This is a genomic window from Alteraquisediminimonas sediminicola, assembly GCF_019740335.1.
GTDB classification, from domain to species: Bacteria; Pseudomonadota; Alphaproteobacteria; order Sphingomonadales; family Sphingomonadaceae; genus Alteraquisediminimonas; species Alteraquisediminimonas sediminicola.
In genome coordinates this window covers 352,147-374,366 of record NZ_JAHXZS010000002.1, presented here as the reverse complement: position 1 = coordinate 374,366, position 22,220 = coordinate 352,147, and the positions used below count along the sequence as shown (strand labels likewise).

The 22,220-nt window shown below is 60.4% G+C and carries 27 protein-coding genes; 11 read left to right on the top strand and 16 right to left on the bottom strand.

Annotated features, from left to right (window positions below; translation table 11 throughout):
• Nucleotides 1–4: 4 nt before the first annotated feature.
• The 8 genes from K6117_RS07855 to K6117_RS07820 form a co-directional block, all read right to left on the bottom strand.
• Nucleotides 5–1,018, bottom strand: a complete 1,014-nt coding sequence (locus K6117_RS07855) for an LLM class flavin-dependent oxidoreductase (RefSeq protein WP_221793625.1) — start codon at nucleotides 1,016–1,018, stop codon at nucleotides 5–7.
• A gap of 73 nt (nucleotides 1,019–1,091) precedes the next feature.
• Nucleotides 1,092–1,853 carry an imidazole glycerol phosphate synthase subunit HisF gene (gene hisF, locus K6117_RS07850; protein WP_221793622.1) on the bottom strand — a complete coding sequence of 254 codons (762 nt, stop codon included), beginning with the start codon at nucleotides 1,851–1,853 and terminating at the stop codon, nucleotides 1,092–1,094.
• Between the two features lie 70 nt (nucleotides 1,854–1,923).
• Complete coding sequence (locus K6117_RS07845; protein ID WP_221793620.1) at nucleotides 1,924–2,316, bottom strand: hypothetical protein; 393 nt, start codon at nucleotides 2,314–2,316, stop codon at nucleotides 1,924–1,926.
• 84 nt (nucleotides 2,317–2,400) lie between these two features.
• On the bottom strand, nucleotides 2,401–3,921 hold the full coding sequence (locus K6117_RS07840) for a malonate--CoA ligase (protein ID WP_221793618.1): 1,521 nt from the start codon (nucleotides 3,919–3,921) through the stop codon (nucleotides 2,401–2,403).
• 54 nt (nucleotides 3,922–3,975) lie between these two features.
• Entirely contained in the window at nucleotides 3,976–5,541 is a 1,566-nt protein-coding gene (locus K6117_RS07835) for a DEAD/DEAH box helicase (RefSeq protein ID WP_221793616.1), read from the bottom strand.
• A 117-nt stretch (nucleotides 5,542–5,658) separates the two neighbouring features.
• Nucleotides 5,659–6,189 carry a single-stranded DNA-binding protein gene (gene ssb / locus K6117_RS07830; protein ID WP_221793614.1) on the bottom strand — a complete coding sequence of 177 codons (531 nt, stop codon included), beginning with the start codon at nucleotides 6,187–6,189 and terminating at the stop codon, nucleotides 5,659–5,661.
• 33 nt (nucleotides 6,190–6,222) lie between these two features.
• On the bottom strand, nucleotides 6,223–8,115 hold the full coding sequence (gene feoB / locus K6117_RS07825; protein ID WP_221793611.1) for a ferrous iron transporter B: 1,893 nt from the start codon (nucleotides 8,113–8,115) through the stop codon (nucleotides 6,223–6,225).
• The gene (locus tag K6117_RS07820; RefSeq protein WP_221793609.1) at nucleotides 8,112–8,381 is read right to left on the bottom strand and encodes a FeoA family protein; all 270 of its coding nucleotides are present in this window, start codon (nucleotides 8,379–8,381) and stop codon (nucleotides 8,112–8,114) included. Before K6117_RS07820 ends, feoB begins: the two co-directional genes overlap by 4 nt.
• Before the next feature lie 121 nt (nucleotides 8,382–8,502).
• Here K6117_RS07820 and K6117_RS07815 point away from each other — a divergent pair, with 121 nt between their 5' ends.
• From K6117_RS07815 to dcd, 3 genes are all read left to right on the top strand, one after another.
• Nucleotides 8,503–8,985, top strand: a complete 483-nt coding sequence (locus tag K6117_RS07815) for a UPF0262 family protein (protein WP_221793607.1) — start codon at nucleotides 8,503–8,505, stop codon at nucleotides 8,983–8,985.
• A 40-nt stretch (nucleotides 8,986–9,025) separates the two neighbouring features.
• On the top strand, nucleotides 9,026–9,706 hold the full coding sequence (locus tag K6117_RS07810; protein ID WP_221793605.1) for a GH25 family lysozyme: 681 nt from the start codon (nucleotides 9,026–9,028) through the stop codon (nucleotides 9,704–9,706).
• Between the two features lie 71 nt (nucleotides 9,707–9,777).
• On the top strand, nucleotides 9,778–10,332 hold the full coding sequence (dcd, locus tag K6117_RS07805) for a dCTP deaminase (RefSeq protein ID WP_221793604.1): 555 nt from the start codon (nucleotides 9,778–9,780) through the stop codon (nucleotides 10,330–10,332).
• A 112-nt stretch (nucleotides 10,333–10,444) separates the two neighbouring features.
• On the opposite strand, the gene hisA is transcribed toward dcd, so the two are convergent.
• The 6 genes from hisA to K6117_RS07775 all read right to left on the bottom strand — a co-directional run bounded on the left by hisA (nucleotide 10,445) and on the right by K6117_RS07775 (nucleotide 14,683).
• Nucleotides 10,445–11,179, bottom strand: coding sequence for a 1-(5-phosphoribosyl)-5-[(5-phosphoribosylamino)methylideneamino]imidazole-4-carboxamide isomerase (hisA, locus tag K6117_RS07800; RefSeq protein WP_221793602.1), 735 nt, complete (start codon nucleotides 11,177–11,179; stop codon nucleotides 10,445–10,447).
• A complete protein-coding gene (gene hisH / locus K6117_RS07795) occupies nucleotides 11,176–11,796 on the bottom strand; it encodes an imidazole glycerol phosphate synthase subunit HisH (RefSeq protein ID WP_221793599.1) in 621 nt (206 codons plus the stop codon). Before hisH ends, hisA begins: the two co-directional genes overlap by 4 nt.
• Before the next feature lie 2 nt (nucleotides 11,797–11,798).
• Nucleotides 11,799–12,386 carry an imidazoleglycerol-phosphate dehydratase HisB gene (gene hisB, locus K6117_RS07790; RefSeq protein ID WP_221793596.1) on the bottom strand — a complete coding sequence of 196 codons (588 nt, stop codon included), beginning with the start codon at nucleotides 12,384–12,386 and terminating at the stop codon, nucleotides 11,799–11,801.
• Nucleotides 12,387–12,450: 64 nt separating this feature from the next.
• Complete coding sequence (locus K6117_RS14430) at nucleotides 12,451–12,963, bottom strand: S24 family peptidase (RefSeq protein WP_343211756.1); 513 nt, start codon at nucleotides 12,961–12,963, stop codon at nucleotides 12,451–12,453.
• Between the two features lie 130 nt (nucleotides 12,964–13,093).
• Nucleotides 13,094–13,807 carry a uracil-DNA glycosylase gene (gene ung / locus K6117_RS07780; protein WP_221793594.1) on the bottom strand — a complete coding sequence of 238 codons (714 nt, stop codon included), beginning with the start codon at nucleotides 13,805–13,807 and terminating at the stop codon, nucleotides 13,094–13,096.
• Between the two features lie 15 nt (nucleotides 13,808–13,822).
• Nucleotides 13,823–14,683 carry an LD-carboxypeptidase gene (locus K6117_RS07775; RefSeq protein WP_221793592.1) on the bottom strand — a complete coding sequence of 287 codons (861 nt, stop codon included), beginning with the start codon at nucleotides 14,681–14,683 and terminating at the stop codon, nucleotides 13,823–13,825.
• A gap of 48 nt (nucleotides 14,684–14,731) precedes the next feature.
• Between K6117_RS07775 and K6117_RS07770 the strand changes: the two genes are divergently transcribed.
• From K6117_RS07770 to K6117_RS07755, 4 genes are all read left to right on the top strand, one after another.
• Nucleotides 14,732–16,123 (top strand): UDP-N-acetylmuramate--L-alanine ligase, encoded by a 1,392-nt coding sequence (locus K6117_RS07770; protein WP_221793590.1) that lies wholly within the window; start codon nucleotides 14,732–14,734, stop codon nucleotides 16,121–16,123.
• Nucleotides 16,124–16,169: 46 nt separating this feature from the next.
• Entirely contained in the window at nucleotides 16,170–16,832 is a 663-nt protein-coding gene (locus K6117_RS07765) for an RluA family pseudouridine synthase (protein ID WP_221793755.1), read from the top strand.
• Nucleotides 16,832–17,242, top strand: a complete 411-nt coding sequence (gene arfB / locus K6117_RS07760; RefSeq protein WP_221793588.1) for an alternative ribosome rescue aminoacyl-tRNA hydrolase ArfB — start codon at nucleotides 16,832–16,834, stop codon at nucleotides 17,240–17,242. The genes K6117_RS07765 and arfB overlap by 1 nt, the downstream gene beginning before the upstream one ends.
• Before the next feature lie 190 nt (nucleotides 17,243–17,432).
• A complete protein-coding gene (locus tag K6117_RS07755) occupies nucleotides 17,433–17,693 on the top strand; it encodes a hypothetical protein (protein WP_221793769.1) in 261 nt (86 codons plus the stop codon).
• A gap of 439 nt (nucleotides 17,694–18,132) precedes the next feature.
• Here the strand turns inward: K6117_RS07755 and K6117_RS07750 are convergent, their stop codons facing one another.
• Nucleotides 18,133–18,390: a hypothetical protein gene (locus tag K6117_RS07750; protein WP_221793586.1), complete on the bottom strand. Its 258-nt coding sequence runs from the start codon at nucleotides 18,388–18,390 to the stop codon at nucleotides 18,133–18,135.
• Nucleotides 18,391–18,586: 196 nt separating this feature from the next.
• On the opposite strand from K6117_RS07750, the gene K6117_RS07745 reads away from it, so the two are divergent.
• The 3 genes from K6117_RS07745 to K6117_RS07735 all read left to right on the top strand — a co-directional run bounded on the left by K6117_RS07745 (nucleotide 18,587) and on the right by K6117_RS07735 (nucleotide 20,881).
• On the top strand, nucleotides 18,587–19,261 hold the full coding sequence (locus K6117_RS07745) for an extensin-like domain-containing protein (RefSeq protein ID WP_246604937.1): 675 nt from the start codon (nucleotides 18,587–18,589) through the stop codon (nucleotides 19,259–19,261).
• 95 nt (nucleotides 19,262–19,356) lie between these two features.
• Complete coding sequence (locus K6117_RS07740; RefSeq protein WP_221793582.1) at nucleotides 19,357–20,238, top strand: LOG family protein; 882 nt, start codon at nucleotides 19,357–19,359, stop codon at nucleotides 20,236–20,238.
• 40 nt (nucleotides 20,239–20,278) lie between these two features.
• Nucleotides 20,279–20,881, top strand: a complete 603-nt coding sequence (locus tag K6117_RS07735) for a TIGR02466 family protein (RefSeq protein ID WP_221793580.1) — start codon at nucleotides 20,279–20,281, stop codon at nucleotides 20,879–20,881.
• Between the two features lie 27 nt (nucleotides 20,882–20,908).
• Here K6117_RS07735 and K6117_RS07730 read toward each other — a convergent pair whose 3' ends face one another.
• Nucleotides 20,909–21,193, bottom strand: coding sequence for a hypothetical protein (locus K6117_RS07730; RefSeq protein WP_221793578.1), 285 nt, complete (start codon nucleotides 21,191–21,193; stop codon nucleotides 20,909–20,911).
• A gap of 166 nt (nucleotides 21,194–21,359) precedes the next feature.
• Here K6117_RS07730 and K6117_RS07725 point away from each other — a divergent pair, with 166 nt between their 5' ends.
• Entirely contained in the window at nucleotides 21,360–22,205 is an 846-nt protein-coding gene (locus K6117_RS07725) for a methyltransferase domain-containing protein (protein ID WP_221793576.1), read from the top strand.
• Nucleotides 22,206–22,220 lie beyond the last annotated feature (15 nt).

The window sequence follows — 22,220 nt, the reverse complement described above, 5'->3', positions numbered from 1 at the left end:
TTGATCAGGCCGCCGCCTGCAATGTCCCTATATTGCGGGCCGCAGCGGCCACGATCTGCAACGACCGTCTGCGCGCGGCCTGATCATAGATGCTGCCGCACAGCACGACTTCATCCACGCCGGTGCGGGTGATGAAAGCGGCAAGGTCGCGTTCGATATCTGCCTGTGTACCGATGCTGATGCAGCGCAGCATCGAATGCAGCACCCCGCGCCCCATGGGGTCAAGGCTATCGACATAGCCCGGCACCGGGGGCGGCAGCTTGCCCGGCGTGCCAAAGCGGATCGAGACGAAATTCTGTTGCATCGACGAGGCGATCAATTGCGCCTCCTCCAATGTATCGGCGGCGAATGTATTGAACGCAGCCGCCGCATAAGGGCGATCCAGCGTCGGTGAAGGACGGAACTGGGCGCGATAGATGTCGAGCGCCTCTTCCAGCAAATCAGGCGCGAAATGCGAGGCAAAGGCATAAGGCAGGCCAAGGGCCGCCGCCAGTTGCGCGCCGAACAGGCTGGACCCAAGAATCCATAGATCGATCTTCGCACCCGCGCCCGGCGTCGCGGTGATGCCCAATTGGGGATTGCCCTCGAAATAGGCCTGCAACTCCATCACATCGCGCGGGAATTGGTTGGCGTCGCTGTTGAGGTTACGGCGCATCGCCTGTGCCACGCGCCCGTCCGAACCGGGGGCGCGCCCCAAGCCCAAATCGATCCGTCCCGGAAACAGCGCGTCCAGCGTCCCGAATTGTTCCGCGATCTGCAACGGACTGTGGTTCGGCAGCATGATCCCGCCCGATCCGATGCGGATGCGCGAGGTCGCATGGCCGAGATGGGACAGCACGACCGATGTCGCCGCGCCGCCGATCCCCGGCATGCCATGATGTTCGGCCACCCAATATCGGTTGAAGCCCAATTCTTCTGCCAGCGCCGCCTGTGCCGCGGCATTGGCCAGCGCATCGGCGATGTCATGGCCTTCGCGGATGGGGATCAGATCGAGAATGGAAAATTTTGTGTTCTTCATGCGGCCATCTTCGCCAAACGCGCTGTGGGCGCAAGCGGAAAGAAAATGGGGCTTAAGCTTCAGGCCCAGATCTTCAGGCGCGAACCGGCAGGCCCGCCGCGCGCAAGGCGGCGCGGGCTTCGGCGACGCTATGCTGGCCGAAATGGAAGATCGAAGCGGCCAGCACGGCGCTCGCATGGCCCTTGGTGACGCCAGCGACCAGATGATCGAGCGTACCGACCCCGCCCGAGGCGATCACCGGCACGGCAACCTGATCGGCGATTGTGCGGGTGAGTTCGAGATCATAGCCATCGCGCGTGCCATCGCGGTCCATTGAGGTGACGAGCAATTCGCCTGCGCCAAGTTCGGCCAGCCGCACAGCATGGGCGACGGCATCGATCCCGGTCGGACGCCGCCCGCCATGGGTGAAGATTTCCCATTTGCCTGCTGCTACCTGTTTGGCATCGACCGAACCGACGATGCACTGGCTGCCGAAGATATTGGCCATGTCCGCCACGATTTCCGGCTTGGCGACGGCGGCGGAATTGACCCCGACCTTATCGGCACCGGCGAGCAGCAATGCGCGGACATCTTCCGGCGTGCGGACACCGCCACCGACGGTGAGCGGCATGAAGCAGACGGCGGCGGTGCGCGATACGATGTCGAGCAAGGTTCCGCGCGCTTCATGGCTGGCGGTAATATCGAGGAAGCAAAGCTCATCCGCCCCGGCGGCATCATAAGCGCGGGCGATTTCGACCGGGTCCCCGGCATCGCGCAGATCGACAAAATTGACGCCCTTGACCACACGGCCATTGGCGACATCGAGACAGGGAATAATGCGGGTGCGGACGGTCATGAGGGGGCTTTAGAGTGATTTCGCGTGAAATGGAACATTGCGCGGCGCGGAAAATGCGTTGCGGGATGGATTAGGGGGCTGGGCTTGCGAGCGGCCCGCCATCTTCGGCCAGCGCCTGTTCGACTGCGCTTAATTGCTGGCCGCGTGCCGCCAGTTCCGCGCCGCATTCACCCGCCAATGTCTCGAGCTTTTCCGCGTCCAATCTGGGGAGTTCCGCTTTGACCGCCTGTGGTAGATCGATGGTCGGATTGCTGCCGAACAATTGGCCCGCGAAGAACAAAGAGGCCATATAGGCATTGCGGCTGAGGTCCGGGTCTTCGCTGCCGGTCAGGGTGACAGTGGCGATCAGACATTGGACATGATGCTGACGAGTGAGAGCGGCATCTCGCGCATGTGCCGCGCCCATGGGCAGCATCCCAGCCACTGCCGTCATCATCAGGCCGATGGCCATGTTACGCATCATTCATGCCCCTTTGCCGATGATATTGCGGTCTATGCGGTGGCTGGGCAATGAGATCGACCAATTTGGCGAGAATAAACCGGGCATTCAGGCGAACAGGCCCCGATATTGGTCGCGCAACGCGTTTTTCTGGACCTTGCCCATCGTATTGCGCGGCAGTTCGGGGACGAATTGCACTGATTTGGGCTGTTTGAACCGGGCAAGCCGGTCTTGCAGGCCGGTGATGATGTCCGCCTCGGTGAGTTCTACCCCGGCCAAGGGGACGATCACCGCAACCACGGCCTCGCCAAAATCGGGATGGGGGACACCGATGACTGCGCTTTCATTGACGCCGGGCAGGTCGTCGATTTCGGATTCGATCTCTTTCGGATAGATGTTGAACCCGCCGGAAATGATCAAGTCCTTGCCGCGCCCGATGATCCGGACATATTTCTTGTCGTCGATCATGCCGAGGTCGCCGGTGATGAAGAAACCGTCATCCCGCATGTCTTCGGCGGTTTTTTCCGGGTTGCGCCAATAGCCGGAAAACAGGTTCGGCCCGCGTACTTCGATCATGCCGATCTCGCCTTGCGGCAACGGGGAGCCGCTGGCCGGATCGGTGATGCGCAGATCTACCCCCGGTAGCGGGAAGCCGACTGTGCCGGGCTCGCGCGTGCCCTCATAAGGGTTGGACGTGTTCATCTGGGTTTCGGTCATGCCGTAACGTTCGAGGATGCAATGGCCGGTCTTGTCCGCGAACGCGCGATGCGTTTCGGCCAATAAGGGCGCAGAGCCGGAGATGAACATGCGCATGCCCTTGACCGCATCGGGCGTGAGGCCGGGAAGGGTGAGGAGCCGGGTGTAAAAGGTCGGCACACCCATCAGGCTGGTGGCGCGGGGGAAGAGGTGCAGCACCTCGGCGGCATCGAATTTCGGCAGGAAGATCATGCTGCCACCCGCCGAAATCAGCGTGTTGGTGGCGATGAACAGGCCGTGGACATGGAAGATCGGTAGCGCATGGATCAGCACATCATCCTTGGTAAAGCGCCATGCATCGACCAGAATCGCGGCGTTGGACGACAAGGCGCGGCGCGGGATGACCGCGCCCTTGGGCTTGCCGGTGGTGCCGGACGTATAGAGCATCGCCGCCGGGGCTTCCGGATCGTGACGGGGCGGGGCTTTGGATGTGGTGGTGACATGGGCCAGCAGGTCGGTCCAACTGCCCTTGCCCGATCCATCCAGCGTTTCGATCCGCAGGCTATCGGGTAAATTATCGAGCCGGTCACGCCAGAGCGGATCGACGATCAGCAGTGATGGTTCGGCATTATCGATGAACCATGCGACTTCCGATGCGGTATAGCCGCTGTTGAGCGGCATATAGACCGCGCCATGCCACAGGCAGCCGAGATAGAGCAGCATGGCGGGGACGGACTTTTCCACCTGCGCGGTGACGCGATCGCCGGGTTGGATACCGAGTTCGGCCAAGAGCGCGGCAATCCGGGCGGATTCACTGCGTAACTGCCCATAATCGAGCAGGATGTCGCCCGCCGCATTGCGCAGAAACGGGCGGGCCGGATCGGCATCGGCCAGTGTACAGATCGTATCGATGATATCAGTATAGGTCGTCATGCCGCTTTTCTTAGGAAATCGCGGGATGAAAAACCATCTGTTCTTCGCCAGAAATCAGCGCGGAATTCCGAAGCTGAGGAAGCTCGGCACCGGTCCTGCCCAATCGCCGGGGGCGAGGGTTTCGTCCACCGGCTGAATGCCTTGCGGTGCAGGATAACGCTGCGTACCACCAATGCCGGACGATGTGTCGGCTTCGGACTGACGACCGCGCGGGCCGCGCTCACGGCCAGATTGCTCACGACCGCCACGCTCACGGGCGGGCTTTTCACGGCTGCGTTCCGGGCGTGGAGCCTGTTCACGCGGGGCTTGTTCGACAGCCTCTGCGACCTCTGCGACGGGCGCAGCTTCTAGCGGTGTCTGTTCGCGCTCCACCTGTTGACGGGGCGCGCGTTCGCGCGGGGCGCGTTCGCGTGCTGGTCTGGCCCGGTCGCCGCGCGCTTTGCGGGCGCGGGGTTCGGCTTCGCTGGTTTCGCGATCATTCTTGTCACGGGGGGAGGCTGCGGTATCAATATCGGTGATCCGTGGGATCGGGCCGCCAGTCAGCTTTTCAATCGCTTCGATGGCTTCCTGATCGCTATCGGTCGCGATGGTGATCGCAATGCCGGTCGCGCCGCCACGGCCTGTGCGGCCAATGCGGTGGACATAATCATCGGCATGCCAAGGCACGTCGAAATTGAACACATGGCTGACACCCTTGATGTCGAGGCCTCGGGCCGCCACGTCGGAGGCGCACAGAATGGCGATCTCGCCCGCCTTGAACTTGTCGAGTTCCTTGATCCGCGATGGCTGGTCCATATCGCCATGGATCTGCCCGGCGGCCATGCCATGACGGTTCAGGCTTTCTGCCAACTCGCGTACGGTCGTCTTCCGATTGCAGAAGACGATGGCGTTTTTGATATTTTCCGACGCGATCAGGGCGCGCAGCACTTCGCGCTTTTTACGCGGGTTGGTGATCGCCAGCTTTTGCTCGATCATGATGTTGGTCGTGGCGGGGCGCGCGACCTCAATCGATTTCGGGCTGCTCAGGAATTTGTCGGCCAGCTTTTTGATCGGCGGCGGCATGGTGGCGGAGAACAACAAGGTCTGACGCGAGGTTGGCAGGCGCGAACAGATTTCCTCGATATCGGGGATGAAGCCCATGTCGAGCATGCGATCCGCCTCGTCGATGACAAGCAGGCTGCAACCGGTCAGCAGGATCTTGCCGCGTTCGAACAGGTCCTTCAATCGGCCCGGCGTCGCGATCAGGACATCGACGCCCTTTTCCAGCGCGGCCAATTGGTCGCCCATGCTGACGCCGCCGATGAGCAGCGCCATGTTGAGCTTGTGATATTTGCCGTATTTCTCGAAATTTTCGGCGACCTGCACCGCGAGTTCGCGGGTCGGTTCCAAAATCAGCGAGCGCGGCATGCGGGCGCGGCTGCGACCTTCGGCCAGAATATCGATCATTGGCAGGACGAAGCTGGCCGTCTTGCCAGTGCCGGTCTGGGCGATGCCGACGATATCCTTGCCCATCAGGACAGAAGGAATTGCCTGCTTCTGGATCGGAGTCGGGATATTATAGCCGGAGTCCTCAACGGCCCGCAGCAGGGAATCAGATAGGCCGAGATCGGCAAAACTCATCTATAACATCCGGAAATAGCGCGATCGGCCCCATTGGCTGATACGCTCGCGGCCATGGCGTGCATCCGGCATAATGTCAAGAAATACCCGGAAAGGCACGCCAAAGGGCCGAAGGTTTTAGAAGGGCACATCGTCGTCAAGGTCGCTGTCGAACGCGCGGCTGGGGGCCGAAGCTCCACCGCGTGACGCGCCGCCACCCATTGAACCGCCGCCAAAGCCGGTGTCGCCACCGCTATAGCCGCCGTCATTGCCCCAATCGCTGCTGCCGCCACCGCTGCTGCGGCCTGCGCCGCCTTCCGGCTTGTCGAGCAGGGTGAGCGTGCCGTCAAAGCCTTGCAGCACGATTTCGGTCGAATATTTGTCCTGACCGGACTGGTCCTGCCATTTGCGGGTCTGGAGCTTGCCCTCGATATAGACCTTCGAGCCCTTGCGGAGATAGCGTTCGGCAATGTTGGCAAGGTTCTCGTTAAAGATCGCGACCGAATGCCATTCGGTCTTTTCCTTGCGCTCGCCCGTGGCGCGGTCTTTCCAGCTATCGGTGGTTGCGATGCGCAGGTTCACGACCTTGCCGCCGTTCTGGAAGCTGCGGCTTTCGGGGTCGCGGCCCAGATTACCAATCAGGATGACCTTGTTGACGCTGCCTGCCACCGATTCGCTCCCCTTAGATGTGAAAATGCCGTCTTACAGGCCAAATGCCGTTGCCGACCAATAAGTGATACCAGCAGCGACATAAGCGAGCGCGAACAGATATGCCAGCAAGAATCCGGGCCATTTCCACCCGTTTGTTTCGCGCCGGACCACGGCGATGGTCGAGATGCACTGTGGCGCGAACACGAACCATGCGAGAAACGCGAGCGCGGTCGGTAGCGGCCATTTGCCGCGCAGCCGTTCGACCAGCGAATGTTCGTCGCCGCCATCGGATTCAATCGCATAGACGGTGGCCAGCGCCGATACCGCCACTTCGCGCGCGGCCATCGCGGGGATCAGCGCCAAGGCGATGTCGCGATCAAAGCCGATCGGTTTGAGCACTACCGCCAGCCCGTTCGCGACATTGGCGGCGATGCTGTAATCCACAGCCGGAATGGCCGGATCTGCATCGGCGGGGGGCTTGGGATAACTCAGTAACAGCCACAAGATGACAGTCGAGGTCAGGATGATCGTCCCGGCGCGTTTCAGGAAGACTTCTGCACGCTGCCACAGACCGAGCAGGAAATCGCGCAGCACCGGCATTTGATATTTCGGCATTTCCATCAGAAAGCCTTGGTCCGGCCCCTTGGTCACTGTCCGGCGCAGGACCAAAGCCACGATAAAGGCCGCAAGAATGCCGACGATGTAGAGGGTGAACAGCACTAGGCCTTGAAGACCGATGCCGGGGCCAACCGAGCTTGCGGGGATGAACGCCGCGATGATCACTGCATAGACCGGCAGGCGGGCCGAACAGGTCATCAACGGCGCGATCAGGATGGTCGTCAGCCGGTCGCGCGGTTCGGCCATGGTGCGGGTCGCCATGATGCCCGGCACGGCGCAGGCGAAGGAGGACAAGAGCGGGATGAAGGCACGGCCCGAAAGCCCCGCCCGGCCCATCAGCCGATCCATCAAAAAGGCGGCGCGCACCATATAGCCGCTGGCTTCCAGCAACAGGATGAAGCTGAACAAGATCAGGATTTGCGGCAGGAAGACGACGACCGAGCCGACGCCCGCGATCACCCCTTCAAGGATGAGATCGCGCAGGAAGCCAGCGGGCAACAGGTTCTGGATGGCATCGTGCAATGCGGAGATCAGCGATTCGATCATCTCGACCGGGCCTGTCGCCCAGGCGAAGACTGCCTGAAACATCAGGAACAATATGCCCGCGAGCATGATCGGGCCGACCACCGGATGCAGCGCGACATTATCGATCCTGCGGGTGATGCTGCGGCGCTTGTCCGTTTCGGTGGTGACGGCATCTGCGATGGCGCGGGCCTGTTTTTGCAGCGCGCGAATGTCGAGCGGGGGGAGCTTGCGGGCTTCATCTGCCGCATTTTCGACATGTGCCGCCGGGGCGACCTCGGCTAGCAAATCGCGCAGGCGATCAAGGCCGTGCCTGCGCACCGCAATGGTCGGGGCGACCCTGATGCCAAGCTGTTCGGACAGGGCGGCGATGTCGATTTCTAGCCCATCGCGTCGAGCAAGATCGACCATGTTGAGGGCGAGCACCATCGGCAGGCCCAAAGACTTCAGCTCAAGGATGAAGCGCAGGTGATTATCGAGATTGCCCGCATCGACCACCGCAAGGATGATGTCGGGCTTTTGTTCGCCCAATTGGCGACCCAGCAGCACATCGCGGGTGACGGCTTCATCCGGGCTGTGCGGGGTCAGGCTATAGGTGCCGGGCAAATCGATCAGTTCCGCCGGGCGGCCATCGCCCATCATGATCTTGCCCGCATGGCGTTCGACCGTCACGCCGGGATAATTGCCGACCTTCTGCCGCGCGCCGGTAAAGGCATTGAACATCGCGGTTTTGCCCGCATTGGGATTGCCGACCAAGGCGATGACGGGGGCGGATTCTGGGGCCGATGCGGGTGTCGGGGTCATGCTGTCACCTCTTCCGCTACGACCTTGATGAAATGGGCGAGTTCGCGCCGGATGGCCACGGTCATGCGGCCCACCTGACACGCCAAAGGATCGCCTCCATAGGGGCCTTGATGCAGCAATTCGACGGTAACGCCTTCGTCAAAGCCCATTTCGCGCAAGCGTCGCGCCTGTTCAATGCTGAGCAATTGCCAATCGACCGCAACGATGCGGGCGGGTTGGCTCATCTGGAATTGATCAAGTGCGATGGGGGGCGTGATTTGGGTCATTGGTGCGAGTCATTATCAATAAGAGTGTTGGAATGCCAGAAGAGATTGAAACAGAAGATCGTGTCAGATTGAATCGGGGTAGATTGATCTGCCACCCTGTTTGCCCCTATGGCTGATCCTTATGGCCGACCCCCGCATCATCGATGTTCAACTGGATGACCAGACGATTATCTGGCGCAATGCCGATGTCGAGCAAGAGCGGCGTATCGCTATTTTCGATTTGCTGGAAGGCAATTTCTTCAAGCCGTTGCGCGATTATCCGCAAGATTATGCCGGACCGTTCCGGTTGATGCTGCGGGTGATCGAGGGCAGGCTCGCGCTGGATATTTCGGCGGAAAATGGGGAGTTGCTGGAGACGCTGGTTTTGTCGCTGACCCGGTTTCGGCGGCCGATCCGCGATTATTTCGCCATTTGCGACAGCTATTTTCAGGCGATCCGCCAAGCCACCGCCCAGCAGATCGAAACCATCGATATGGCGCGGCGGGGAATTCACAATGAGGCAGCGCAATTGTTGATTGATCGGCTGGAAGAGAAGATCGAAGTCGATTTCGACACGGCGCGGCGGCTGTTTACCCTGATTTGCGTGCTGCATATTCGCGGTTGATTGAGGGGCTTGGGGCCGGAAGATTTGGGGGGAGTTGTGTATGCGTAGGATTGATGCACGGGCCTTATTGGCGGCAATGGCGGGGCTGTTATTTATCCTTGCCGTGTGGTTTTACGCGATGGGCTGGACGCCGTCGCGCGATAAATATCCGGTGCAGGGCGTGGCGATCACCAGCGATGCGGGCGATGTCCAATGGCCGACGGCACAATCGGCGGGCGTGGATTTCGCCTATTTGCGGGCGACCTATGGCGTGACCGGACGGGACGCGGGCTTTGCGACCTATTGGGCGAATAGCCGCACGGCAAAGGTGCGGCGCGGGGCGTGGCATGCCTATTCATTGTGTCAATCGGCGGATGCGCAGGCGAATAATTTCGTCGCCGCTGTGCCGCGTGAAAAGGTGGCGCTGGCCCCGGCTATCCGTCTCGATTTCATGGATGATTGCCCTGCAAGGCCCGGCAAGGCGGCGGTGCTGGATGAAATCCGGTTGTTGGTGAAGGCGGTTGAACAGCAATCGGGCAAGCCGGCGATTTTGTGGATCAGCGCCAATTTTGACGATGTCTATGGCGTGTCGGCAGAGATCAAGCGCGAGCTGTGGCTCGATAATGGCTTTTTCCAGCCCAATTATGGGGCGCGGGGTTGGGCAATCTGGCGGGCGAGCGATCGCCGCCGGGTCGATGGCATGCAGGGCAGCGTTGCGTGGAATGTGGTGCATCCCCATTAAGATTGGGGGTTTGCCATCGCGAGCGGCTAGGTTAGGACGCTTCGACGAAATTGAAGGGGGAAGACGCAGCAATGGCGATCCAGTCGGACCGTTGGATCAGGGAGCAGGCGCTCAACAACGGCATGATCGAACCGTTTGTCGAGGCGCAGCGGCGCGGGGATTCCATCTCCTATGGCCTGTCCTCTTATGGCTATGATGCGCGGGTAGCGGATGAATTCAAGATCTTCACTAATGTCGATTCGGCAACGGTGGACCCGAAGAATTTCGATTCGAACAGCTTTGTCGACCGCAAGACCGATGTCTGCATCATCCCGCCCAACAGCTTTGCGCTCGCCCGCACGGTCGAATATTTCCGTATCCCGCGCGATGTGCTGGTGATCTGCCTTGGCAAATCGACCTATGCACGTTGCGGGATCATCGTGAATGTGACGCCGTTGGAACCGGGTTGGGAAGGGCATGTCACGCTGGAATTTTCCAACACGACGCCGCTACCCGCCAAAATCTACGCCAATGAGGGCGCGTGCCAGTTCCTGTTCTTGCAGGGCAATGAGCCGTGCGAGGTCAGCTATGCCGACCGCGCGGGCAAATATATGGGCCAGCAAGGGGTGACGTTGCCGCGGTTGTAAAGTGTTTGTTGAGCCGCAGTCGCCGGCGACAGCATCCGCTGCCTTAGGCTTTCGCGCCGTTGGTGGCCATCTCTAAGGACTGCGCGTTACAACTGCCATCAACGGCAGGGCTTCACCCCTTGGCGGCGATTTCCAAGGCGGTGGCCAGATCAAGCCGTCCATCATAGAGCGCGCGGCCGGTGATGACGCCTTCGATGCCGTCCTTGGCGTGGATCGCGAGCATGTGAATGTCGCTCACCCCTGCGACGCCGCCAGAGGCGATGACCGGAATGTCGGTCGAACGCGCCAGATCGACCGTGGCTTCGACGTTGCAGCCCTTAAGCAGGCCATCGCGGCCCACATCGGTGAACAGCAACGCGGCGACGCCTGCATCCTCAAAACGATGGGCCATGTCGATGATCGACACGGTCGATACATCTGCCCAGCCCTTGGTTGCGACCATGCCATCGCGCGCATCGACGGCGACGACGATGCCGCCGGGGAAGTCGCGGGCGGCCTCGCGCACCAGATCGGGGTTTTCCAACGCCGCCGTGCCGATCACTACACGCGATACGCCAAGGTCGAACCAGCGTTCAATCGCGGCGCGATCACGGATGCCGCCGCCCAATTGAACATGGCCGGGGAAGGTTTTGACGATGCTTTCCACCGCCTCGGCATTGACCGCGCGGCCCGCAAATGCGCCATCGAGATCGACGCAATGGAGGTGCTGTGCGCCAGCCTGTGCAAACAGCATCGCCTGTGCGGCGGGGTCGTTGCCATAGATGGTGGCGCGGTCCATATCGCCCTCGGCAAGGCGCACGACTTGGCCGCCCTTCAAATCAATGGCGGGGAAGATGATGAGGCTCATGGTTGCCACTCCAGAAAACGCTTGAGAAAGGCGAGGCCATAGGCCTGGCTCTTTTCGGGATGGAATTGCGCGCCGATCATATTGTCGCGCCCGATAGCCGCGATAATCGATCCGCCGTGATCGGTCGTGGCCAGCACATGTTGGTCCGGCACACCCGTCACGGCAAAGCTGTGGAGGAAATAGGCCTCGCCCGCCACGATCAGCGGGTGCGGGGTGGTCGGGACGACATCGTTCCAGCCCATATGCGGGACTTTTACCGAGGGATCGGTCGGCTCGATCAGCTTGACCACGCCGTCGATCCAGCCCAGCCCCTTGTGGCTGCCGAGCTCTTCGCCATGATCGGCCATCAACTGCATGCCGACGCAAATGCCGAGGAACGGGCGGGCGTTTTTCAACACCGCCTGTTCGAGCGCCTCGACCATGCCGTCGATGCCGGACAGCGCGTTCATGCACGCGCCGAACGCGCCAACGCCGGGCAGGAGAATGCGGTCGGCGCTGACTACCGTTTCGGGATCCGAGGTGACGAGCACCTGGGTCGCACCCGCCGCGAACAGCGCGTTTTCGACCGATTTCAGATTGCCCGCCCCATAATCGACGAGCGCCACCTTATCATGCACGGTCAGAGCATTCCCTTGGTCGAGGGGATGCTATCGGCTTTGCGCGGATCGATTTCGACCGCGACGCGCAGTGCACGGGCGAGCGCCTTGTAACAGCTTTCGACCACATGGTGATTGTTGCTGCCATAGAGATTTTCGACATGCAGCGTGATGCCGGCGGCACCGGCAAAGCTGTGGAACCAATGTTCGATCAGTTCGGTATCCCATGCGCCCAATTGCGGCATGGTCAGATCGACCTTCCACACCAGATAAGGCCGCCCGGAAATGTCGAGCGCGACGCGGGTCAGCGTTTCGTCCATCGGGGCATAGCTATGGCCATAACGGGTGATGCCCTTGCGATCACCCAAGGCTTTGCTCAATGCCTCGCCAATGGCGATGCCGGTGTCTTCGGTCGTGTGATGTTGATCGATGTGGAGATCACCATCGCACGCGACCTTGAGGTCGATCAGCGAATGGCGGGACAATTGTTCCAGCATGTGATCGAGAAAGCCGATGCCGGTCGAGACTTCATACACGCCGGTGCCGTCGAGGTTGAGTTCGACCCGGATGCTGGTCTCGGAGGTTTCGCGAGTGATAGTGGCGGTGCGCATGGCGTTTCCTATAGCGTGATTGGCGATTTGCGCAATGTTGTGCGCGGGATTTTGACCCGGTGCTTCAGGAAATGCGACGACCGGACCAGATCACCCGGCCAACGATATGGATATCGGCGGCGGCGCAATCGGGCCAGACCGGATAGGCGGAATTGTCGCTGCGGATCGTGAAGCGGCCATTTGCGGGGTTGAGGGCGAGGCGTTTGACCACCAGCACATCATCGCTGCGCAGGGCATAGACGCCATCGCGCGCCCGATCTGCCGCATCGCCGCGATCAACCAGCATGTCGTCGCCGTCGATCAAGGTCGGCACCATGGAAGCGCCCTCGACCCGGATCATCGACAATTGCCCCGCGCGCGACCCAGTGAGCTGGCGCAGCCATGTCGGGCGAAAGGCCATATGACCTTGCGCGGCCTCCCCTGTGTGTACCGCGCCGGGGCCGGCGGACGCACGAACGTCATAGCGGGGGACGAGGATCAGGTCGTTGGCGGGCTTTGAGGAGGCTGGAGTATAGGAATTTTCCTTTGAAGGGGCGGGGGGCTGTGCATCGCCCTGCGCCAGCCAGCTTTCCGGCACGCCGAAATATTCCGCGAGGAGTCGGCGGTCGACCTTGTCCAGCTTACGCGGCGCGGCGCGTTTGATAAATTGTTGGATAAAGTCGCTTGAATCATCGATGCATGCTGCCGTTGTTGGATATAGGCCGATTCTAAATCAGCGGGCCGCATTCTTCCGGCAATTTCCAGTCAATCGGTGCCATGCCGTGCGCTTCCAGAAAGGCGTTGGTTTTTGAGAAGGGGCGGCTGCCGAAAAAGCCATTGTGCGCCGATAAGGGCGATGGATGGGCGGATTTGAGGACGAGGTGAGGGCCGCCTTTGTCGATGCTATGCACAAATGCCGCTTTTTTCTGGGCGTAATTGCCCCAGAGGATGAACACGACCGGGTGATCAAGGTCGTTGACCGCGCGGATGATCGCGTCAGTGAATTGTTCCCAGCCCTTGCCCTGATGGGATGCGGCCATGCCCATTTCGACAGTGAGCACCGCGTTCAGCAATAACACGCCCTGCTGCGCCCAATGTTCGAGCAGGCCATGGGAGGCGGGTCGGATGCCGAGGTCGGTTGCCAATTCCTTGTAGATATTCTTCAGCGATGGTGGGAGGCGGGTGCCCATCGGCACGCTGAAGCTCAGGCCATGGGCCTGGCCCTCGCCATGATAGGGGTCTTGGCCCAAGATCACGACCCGGACCCTGTCGAGCGGGGTGAGATTGAGCGCGCGGAACCAGTCGGATTCCGGCGGGAAGATGCGCTTGCCCTGTGTCTGTACCGACTTGAGGAAGTCGCTCAACGCCTGCATCTGCGGGGTTGCAAAGGCCGGGGCCAATGCAGTGCGCCAATCGGGGTTGAGCGTATCAGGCGGGGTCACGGACAGTGCGGGCCGTTAGAGTTTCAGGCCGAATGGCACGATGCGGTTGTCCGGATCATGGCCGATGTCGGCGCGGCCCAGATAGGGGATGCCTGCGCGGGCGCACCAATATTTGACCATGTCCTCCGCCTCTTCACCAAAGGGAATGTCGTTTTCCGGAATGTCGCTGACCCGGCCCAGCATGATGCCGCTTGCGCGCCGCACATTCGGGCTGGAGGTGATGTGGAACAAGGCGCGGTCGATGGCGTAGAGATGTTCGGAGACTTCCTCGATCATCAGCACATGGCCGGTGAAATCGGGTTCGAGCGGGGTGCCGAGCATTTCGCTCAATATCGCGAGGTTGAACGCGAGATAGGCCGTGCCGGACTGCATTGCCGGATCGGTCGCGCTCGGATCGCCGGAGTTGAGCCAGTTGAGCGCGCAGCGGAGCGCCTTGTCGCCGCCGATGCGGGTGATGTCGGCGACCATCGGGCCATGGGCGACATGGCGAAAACCACGGGCATAAAGGCCGCCCAGCAGGAAACCGGCGTCGCTATAGCCGAGCCATGTTTTCTTGCGCGCGGCGAGGCCGAAGCGGTCGATGGCTTGTTCGGCGATGCGGCACGCCCCATAGCCGCCGCGTGCGATCCAGATCGCGTCGATGGCCGGATCGTTCGCCATTTCGACCAAGGCTTCCAAGCGCACCTCATCCGGCCCGGCAAAATGGCCGTAATCTTCCAGACATTGCGGATGGAACAATAATTCCGGGGCGGATGCGCCGAATGTCTGGCGGGCGAGGCTGGTCGCCTTTACGGCCCATTCCTCTTCCAGCCGACGGCCAGGGGCGATGATGCCGATGCGCCGGGTGGCGGTGGGTGCGTCTGATTTTGTGGTCATGATGGGCTGCGACTTGCTGTTCACGGGAAAAACGTCAATAGCCAGCCTATGGATCAGGACAAAGGCTATTTTTTCTGCGGAATCGGCGGCAGCGGGATGCTGCCCCTTGCGTGCATCATGCAGGGCCGTGGATTTTCCGTGGCGGGATCGGATCGGGCGCTGGACCAAGGGCTGGTCAGCGGCAAATTCGCGTTCCTGCGTGATCGTGGCATCGCGCTGTTTCCACAGGATGGCAGCGGGTTGACGCGTGCCGATCAGATATTGGTGACCTCTGCCGCCGTTGAAGACAGCGTGCCGGATGTGGTGGCGGCGAAAGCCCTTGGCGCGCCGATGATGCGCCGGGCGAATTTGCTAGCGGAACTGTTCAACGGATCGAAGATCAGCATCGGCGTGGCCGGGACGAGCGGGAAATCGACCGTTACTGGGATGATCGGCTGGATGCTGCATGCCTTGGGCCAAGACCCGACGGTGATGAATGGCGCGGTGATGAAGAATTTCGTCACGCCCGATATTCCTTTTGCCAGCGCGCTTGTCGGCAAGGGCGATCATTTCGTGGCGGAGGTCGATGAGAGCGATGGCTCGATTGCGCTCTATCGCCCGACGGTGGCGGTGCTGAACAATGTCGCGCTTGATCACAAGAGCATGGAGGAATTGCGCGCGCTGTTCGCCGGTTTCCTTGGCCGCGCGCACAAGGCGGTGGTGAACGCCGATCATGATGAGGTCGCCCAATTGGCTGCCGAACTGTCGCAGGATCATGTGGTGAGTTTCGGCATCGAGAATGCGACGGCCAGCCTCAATGCGACCGATGTGGTGGAGCGGCCCGATGGGGTGTCGTTCCGTGTCAATGGCATCGCGACCAATTTGAAGGTGCCGGGTCGGCATAATGTCGCCAATGCGTTGGCGGCGTTGGGGGCGATTGTGGCGTTGGGCCTGCCGCTTGATCGGGCGGCGGCGGCTTTGGGTGATTTTGCCGGGTTGAAGCGGCGGCTGGAATTGGTTGGGACGGCGCAGGATGTGACCGTCATCGACGATTTTGGCCATAATCCCGATAAGGTGACGGCGACGCTCAACACGCTGCACGCGTTTCCGGGGCGGTTGTTGATCCTGTTCCAGCCGCATGGCTATGGCCCATTAAAGCAGATGGGCGAGGAACTGGCCGCGACCTTTGCGCGATTGCTGACGGATGAGGATCGGTTGGTTATTCCCGACCCCGTCTATTTCGGCGGCACGGTGGACAAGAGCCGGGGCAGCGATTGGCTGGCGCAGATGATTGCGGGGTTGGGTAAATCGGCGCTGCATATCGCGGACCGCGAGGCGGCGGGCGCGGCGTTGGTGGCGGAGGCAAGGCCGGGCGACCGGATCATCGTGATGGGCGCGCGCGATGACCGCTTGTCGGAGCTGGCGGTGCAACTGCTGCGGGAGATTGATGCGCGGGGGTGAGCGTGAAAAGATGGACGTACGGCCCACCAACTGGCATGGCGACCGCATGATCCTTGCTGACCGAGTCCTGTTCCTTGATGGCGAGGCCATCATTCTCGATAAACCTGCCGGTTTACCGGTAGATCGCCCGCGCGACGGCACATTGTCGCTCGAAAACTTTCTCGAGTCGTTGACCTTCGGGTTCAAGCGCTGGCCTGCGGCGGTGCATCGGCTCGACCGCGATACCTCGGGTTGCCTGTTATTGGCGCGCAATCCCAAGGCGCTGGGGAAATTCGGGCAGGCGTTCGAACAACGGCGCGTGGGCAAGCGTTACCTTGCGGTGGTCGATGGCCAGCCGGAGGGCGATGAAGGCACGATCGATCTGCCGTTGTTCAAGGTCAGTTCCGAAGCCAATGGCTGGCGGATGATCGTCGATGCGCGTGGCAAATCGGCGGTGACGCATTGGAAGGTGCTGGACCGCAAGGGCGACCGCGCCTTGGTGCAGTTCGAGCCGGAAACGGGCCGTACCCATCAGATTCGCGCCCATGCGGCTTATGGCCTGCATTGCCCGGTGGCGGGCGATCCGGTCTATGCATCGCACAAGCCCGCTACGGGTGAGCCGATGCTGTTGCACTCCGCATGGCTGCGGATCGAACGGGACGGCAAGCCGCCGGTCGAAGCGACTGCGCCCTTGCCCGATAGCTTTGCCAAGGCCGGTTTTTCCATCTGATGACCCAGCGGGGTTCGCCCTTGCCGGAAGATGCGCTGGAAGAAAAATTTCTGGCCGCGACCGGACCCGGCGGGCAAAATGTGAACAAGGTGGCGACGGCGGTACAACTGCGGCTGGATGTGTACGCGCTGCGGCTGCCGCCTGCCGTTTATCACCGCCTGAAAATCGCCGCCGGGAGCCGGTGGACATTGGAGGGCGAGATCGTGCTGGTCGCCCGCAATTCCCGCACACGCGAGGCCAATCGCCAAGACGCGCGGGCGAGGATGCAGGCGCTGGTCGATGCGGCGTGGATCGCGCCGGTGAGAAGGATTGCCACCAAAGTGGGCCGGGGTGCGAAGGAGCGGCGGCTGGAAGGCAAGGCCAAGCGCAGCAATGTGAAGCAGGGGCGCGGGCCGATCCGTCTCGACTGATCATGAGCCTGCCATTCTAAGCATCAGTAATATTGATCATTTGTTGTGATTAAGCTTAGGTTAGGCTAAATGTGTATAGTTTTGCGATTTCTTTTTTGGTTAAGATTTGGGATGGCTGGGCCGGGACGAGTTTGACGCTTAATCATTTGATCGATGTGTTGATCGCGTTCCGGGTGTTAAGTGTGAGTATGTGTCTGTGCGTATGGCGTTGGCGAAACTTTGTGCATGTGCTTGTGGTGGCGCCCTGATCGGTGGCGGCGCAGCGCAGGTGGTGCAGCCACCGAAACCGGCTGGATATGCCGTGGTCAAGTCGCATCATGCCACGCCGCGCAAGCGTGTTTTGATCAAGAATCCTCAAATTCTTCAAGCAGCCTATCGGACATCGGCGGCGGATGATCGCAAGGGTGTCGATCCGCATTGCGGTGATCGCTTGACGGGCGGCAAGGGGTAGCGATGGTCGCACGTGCTGCCTTGGCTAAATTATGCGCCTGCGCCTGTGGCGGTGCCTTGATCGGCGGCGGTGCCGCGCAGGTGGCGCATCCCCCGAAAGCAGGGACGCATGCGGTGGCAAAGCCGAAGCTTGCCAAGCCGCATCATGCACAGCGCAGGCTTACATCCGCTACCAAACCGCCAACGCCGCGCGTGCGTAAATTAAAGCGCGGTTTGAGTTTTGCCCAAACGCATTGCGGGGTCGGCAATATTGCCTTGAACGGGCAAGAGATACCGGCGTTCGAGAGTTCATATTACTCACCCCAGACTTTGATCGGGGCGGGTGGTGGCGGTGGCAAGTTCGCGAATGTGATTGGCGGCAGGACTGGCCATATTGCCGCGAGCAGCGGTGGTTCCATAACGGGTGGCACGACCAGCGGCGGGGTGTTTACCACTGCCGGTCAGATTATTCCCGCCACGTCCACCTCCACTAGCGGGTCAAGTTCATCAAGCGGAAGTAGTTCGACGAGTACGAGCACGACTTCGACGGGTGGCACGACGAGTTCGAGCACGTCCTCGACAGGAGGCACGTCGAGCACGAGTACGTCTTCGACGGGTGGTTTGACGAGTACGAGCTCTTCCTCGTCTGGCGGTTCTTCATCAAGTGGAGGCGAGGAGATTGATGTGCCTGCGCCGCCGGTGACATTGCTGTTCGGCATTGCGGCGATGGCGCTGCTGGCGCGGATTCGGTTGGGCAGGCGTGAACGCGCAAGGGGGTGATTTGTGCCTCGCTCCCGCACGGCTTCACAATATTGCCTGCCAGAACATGGCCGCCGGATGGATGTGCGCCAGATAGATGGGCATGGGGAACTTTTTCATTCGCGACAAATATGCGATAGCGTTGCCATGAACCGGATGCCGCCTTTTATAGTCGCATGGGCCTTGGCGTCGCTGTTGATTCTGGCGGGCTGTGTGGGATCGGGGGAAAAACGGGATGCCCATTCCCCTCGATCCGGCGCAGATGAGGTGACAGCGGGGCGCTTGCCGTCCAATTCGCCGCAGACACGCCAATGCCTGACGCAGTTGCGACGGCTTGGCGCGGCGTTCGAGCCATTGCCCGACCGTCGGTTTGGCGGGGGGTGCACGGCGCTTTCCAGCGTCAAATTGCTGGATATTGGCGCTTCATTTGCCAATTTGACGGCGATTACCTGCCCGATGGCGACCAATTTGATCGCGTGGAATCGGTCGATTGCCCAGCCTGCGGCGCGGCGGTTTCTGGGCGCGGACATTGCGCGGATCGACACGATGGGCAGCTATTCCTGCCGACCGGTGAACGGGCAGGCGGGCAATCAACTGTCGGAACATGGCCGGGCCAATGCGATTGATATTGGCGGATTTACGCTGGCTGATGGCCGTCGCATTTCGGTGTTGAACGACTGGAATGGCCGGGATAATCGCGTGCGTCAGTTTCTGCGCGAAGTGCATCGGGGCGCGTGTCGGAATTTTCAGATCGTCTTAGGGCCAGATGCCAATCACTGGCATGCGGATCATCTGCATTTCGATATGGGAAAAGGGCCTTATTGCCGGTAAGGCGCGTGATCACGACAGGGTAATAAGTGAGTATGGGCGGTGGCCAATTGGCACGGTTCATGTGCCTGTCACGTATATTGGATATGAAGGGCAGTATGACAGAACCGATTTCGACCCCGCCAGAGCGGCTTTTTCCCGATGCCCGTACCGATGTACAATCTGCCCGACTGGAAACCATCACCCCGCAGACCGCCAGCCCGGCCTATCAATTGGCGTTTCAGGACAAGGATTTCCTGCTGCGCGAAGATTTGCGGCCGGTGCGGTTTCAGCTTGAATTGTTGAAGCCGGAATTGCTGTTGGATGAAGCGGGGATCAAATCGACCCTCGTTTTTTATGGGTCGGCCCGGATTCCTGCGCCGGATGAGGCGGATGCGCTGATCGCAGTTGCCCCCAATCCCACTGCGCGCGCGATTGCCGAGCGGTTGAAGGCCAATGCACGATATTATGATGAGGCGCGGAAATTGGCCTTTATTGCCAGTTCGCAGCCGCCGCTCGATCAAAATGAGCGCCATTATGTGGTCTGTTCCGGTGGCGGGCCGTCGATCATGGAGGCGGCCAATCGCGGCGCGGCGGAGGCAGGGCAGCAAAGCATCGGCCTCAATATCGTGCTCGCGCATGAACAGGTGCCAAACAGCTATGTCACGCCGGAACTGAGCTTTCGTTTCCATTATTTCGCGCTGCGCAAGATGCATTTCCTGATGCGCGCGCGGGCGGTGGCGGTATTCCCCGGCGGCTTCGGCACGCTGGATGAACTGATGGAATTGTTGACCCTGGTGCAGACCGGCAAGATGGAGGCGCTGCCAATCGTTTTGTTCGGCAAGGCGTTCTGGGATCGGATTGTCGGTTTTGATGCCTTGGTGGAAGAAGGGGTGATTAGCCCCGACGACCTGAACTTGTTCCGCATGGTCGAAACGGCGGACGAAGCCTGGGCCTATATCGCGGATTTTTATGAATCGGACGGCGCGGACTGCAATTGAGCGATTTGCGCCCTGACCCTGAATTAAGGTGGTTAAGCACATGACGACACGCACCCTGTTCGTGACCCGATTTTATGAAGACCAGATCGCCGATGCGCGGTTACTGGAGGAATTGGCGCATAGCTGCCGCATGCTGGCCGAGGATGATCGGGCGGGGCGCGCATGGGCGAAGGAAAATGCCTATCAGGGCTATACATCTTATGCGTCGTTGAATGATCTGCCGATGCGCGATCCGGTGTTTGCGGACCTTAAGCGGAAAATCGATGCCCATGTCCGCCAATTTGCCAGCGACACGCATATGGAATTGCATGGGCGCAAGCTGAAGCTCGATAGCCTCTGGGTCAATATTCTGAAGCCGGGCGGCAGCCATAGCAGCCATATCCACCCCCATAGCGTGGTGTCCGGCACGGTCTATGTCGAGGTGCCGCCGGGGGCCGGGCGGTTGAAGCTGGAAGATCCGCGGTTGCAATTGATGATGGCCGCGCCGCCGCGCCAAGTCGATGCGCCGGAGGAAGAGCGCAGCTTTTTCTATGCCGAACCGAAGCCGGGGACGATTTTCCTGTGGGAGAGCTGGTTGCGTCATGAAGTGGTCGCGAGCAAGGCCAAGACCGACCGGATCAGCATCAGCTTCAATTATAGCTGAGGCGAGGACTTGGGGTGGCGCGCAGGATCAGCGCCGCCATCCCCGATATTGTAAGGCACCGCAGCGCGGGCAGCGCAGCGAACGGGCGAGAATTTTCTCCCCGCATTGACGGCAGTTGCGGCTCGCATGTTGATCGAGATAGGGGCGGTCGAATTCGTCATAGGCGGTCGGGATCAACAAGGCGATCACCAATGCCAGCGGGCCGGTGAATGCGCCGAGCAAAAAACCGTCAAAGCCGCTGCGGCCCTTGCTACACCAGATGATGACCGCGATGACGCCAGTGGTAATCCATATGATGTGGAATAAATGCATAATCAGAAGTTCACCATGTTTTCTGGCGAGAAAGCTATACGGGTTTTCCGAATAACTGAATAAAAAGCAATGTTTATTAATTGTGTGGGCCGGATAAGAGGGGGCATGAAATTACATATTGCGATATGGCCGCTGGCGACACTATGACCTGTTCGACTTATTTATCATGAGGAGTTCCATTTTGTCCGGTGAAAGCAACAAGACACTTGATCGGCAATTGGGAGCCTTTGCTAATGTCGATAATACCGATCACGCGGATTTCATCGAACGTCTCGATGAAATGCACGGGCTGGATTCATTCAAGGCATATAAATTAGAGACGTTTCGGCTGATGCGGGTCGCTCCCGGCATGGCCGTGGCCGATGTCGGCTGCGGTACGGGGGAAGATGCGCGGGGCTTAAGCAGCTTTGTTGGCGAGACGGGACATGTGACCGGATTTGACCTGAGCGAAGCGATGATCGCCAGTGCCAAGTCACGCCATGCCGAGGTGACGGGCCTTGGGTTTCAACAGGCGTCTGCGGATGCGCTGGGAATCGCGGACAATAGCCTTGATGCGATCCGCGCCGATCGCGTGTTGATCCATGTTCCCGATCCGTCAGCCACCATTGATGAAATGATTCGCGTCACGCGACCGGGTGGCCGGATCGTGATCAGCGAACCGGATATGCCGGGTTTCTGGGTCGCGAGCGACGATCATGCGACCACCGGCGTGTTGGTGGGCGCGATTTCGAAATCCTGTCGCCATCCGTATTTGCCGCGCGATCTATGGGCCTTGTTCCGTGACAAGGGGTTGAAGGACCTTGAAATAACGGTGCGCACGATCACATCGAATGAAATCGGGGCCATTGCCAAAGTGCTTGATTTGCAGGCGGTGATGACGCTGGCGACCCAGGCGGGCTTGGTCGCACCGGCCACTGCCGAGGCATGGATGCAGGATGTAATGGAGCGGGCGCAGACCGGCAGATTTGTCGCCGCGCTGAGCATTGTCATGATGTCGGGAACGAAATCTTAACCAATTTTCACTTAG

What these genes read in the sequence shown, in the direction of transcription:
- hisF (WP_221793622.1), bottom strand. Translation starts at nt 1,853, where the DNA reads ATGACCGTCCGCACCCGCATTATTCCCTGTCTCGATGTCGCCAATGGC.
- K6117_RS07775 (WP_221793592.1), bottom strand. Translation starts at nt 14,683, where the DNA reads ATGACCACAAAATCAGACGCACCCACCGCCACCCGGCGCATCGGCATC.
- dcd (WP_221793604.1), top strand. Translation starts at nt 9,778, where the DNA reads ATGGCGATCCAGTCGGACCGTTGGATCAGGGAGCAGGCGCTCAACAAC.
- K6117_RS07815 (WP_221793607.1), top strand. Translation starts at nt 8,503, where the DNA reads ATGGCCGACCCCCGCATCATCGATGTTCAACTGGATGACCAGACGATT.
- hisA (WP_221793602.1), bottom strand. Translation starts at nt 11,179, where the DNA reads ATGAGCCTCATCATCTTCCCCGCCATTGATTTGAAGGGCGGCCAAGTC.
- K6117_RS07835 (WP_221793616.1), bottom strand. Translation starts at nt 5,541, where the DNA reads ATGAGTTTTGCCGATCTCGGCCTATCTGATTCCCTGCTGCGGGCCGTT.
- arfB (WP_221793588.1), top strand. Translation starts at nt 16,832, where the DNA reads ATGACCCAGCGGGGTTCGCCCTTGCCGGAAGATGCGCTGGAAGAAAAA.
- K6117_RS07820 (WP_221793609.1), bottom strand. Translation starts at nt 8,381, where the DNA reads ATGACCCAAATCACGCCCCCCATCGCACTTGATCAATTCCAGATGAGC.
- K6117_RS07735 (WP_221793580.1), top strand. Translation starts at nt 20,279, where the DNA reads ATGACGACACGCACCCTGTTCGTGACCCGATTTTATGAAGACCAGATC.
- K6117_RS07840 (WP_221793618.1), bottom strand. Translation starts at nt 3,921, where the DNA reads ATGACGACCTATACTGATATCATCGATACGATCTGTACACTGGCCGAT.
- hisB (WP_221793596.1), bottom strand. Translation starts at nt 12,386, where the DNA reads ATGCGCACCGCCACTATCACTCGCGAAACCTCCGAGACCAGCATCCGG.
- K6117_RS07770 (WP_221793590.1), top strand. Translation starts at nt 14,732, where the DNA reads ATGGATCAGGACAAAGGCTATTTTTTCTGCGGAATCGGCGGCAGCGGG.
- K6117_RS07765 (WP_221793755.1), top strand. Translation starts at nt 16,170, where the DNA reads ATGATCCTTGCTGACCGAGTCCTGTTCCTTGATGGCGAGGCCATCATT.
- feoB (WP_221793611.1), bottom strand. Translation starts at nt 8,115, where the DNA reads ATGACCCCGACACCCGCATCGGCCCCAGAATCCGCCCCCGTCATCGCC.
- K6117_RS07730 (WP_221793578.1), bottom strand. Translation starts at nt 21,193, where the DNA reads ATGCATTTATTCCACATCATATGGATTACCACTGGCGTCATCGCGGTC.
- K6117_RS07725 (WP_221793576.1), top strand. Translation starts at nt 21,360, where the DNA reads ATGAGGAGTTCCATTTTGTCCGGTGAAAGCAACAAGACACTTGATCGG.
- K6117_RS07750 (WP_221793586.1), bottom strand. Translation starts at nt 18,390, where the DNA reads ATGCCGAACAGCAATGTCACCGGCGGCGCAGGCACATCAATCTCCTCG.
- K6117_RS07810 (WP_221793605.1), top strand. Translation starts at nt 9,026, where the DNA reads ATGCGTAGGATTGATGCACGGGCCTTATTGGCGGCAATGGCGGGGCTG.
- K6117_RS07745 (WP_246604937.1), top strand. Translation starts at nt 18,587, where the DNA reads ATGCCGCCTTTTATAGTCGCATGGGCCTTGGCGTCGCTGTTGATTCTG.
- K6117_RS07845 (WP_221793620.1), bottom strand. Translation starts at nt 2,316, where the DNA reads ATGATGCGTAACATGGCCATCGGCCTGATGATGACGGCAGTGGCTGGG.
- K6117_RS07855 (WP_221793625.1), bottom strand. Translation starts at nt 1,018, where the DNA reads ATGAAGAACACAAAATTTTCCATTCTCGATCTGATCCCCATCCGCGAA.
- K6117_RS07740 (WP_221793582.1), top strand. Translation starts at nt 19,357, where the DNA reads ATGACAGAACCGATTTCGACCCCGCCAGAGCGGCTTTTTCCCGATGCC.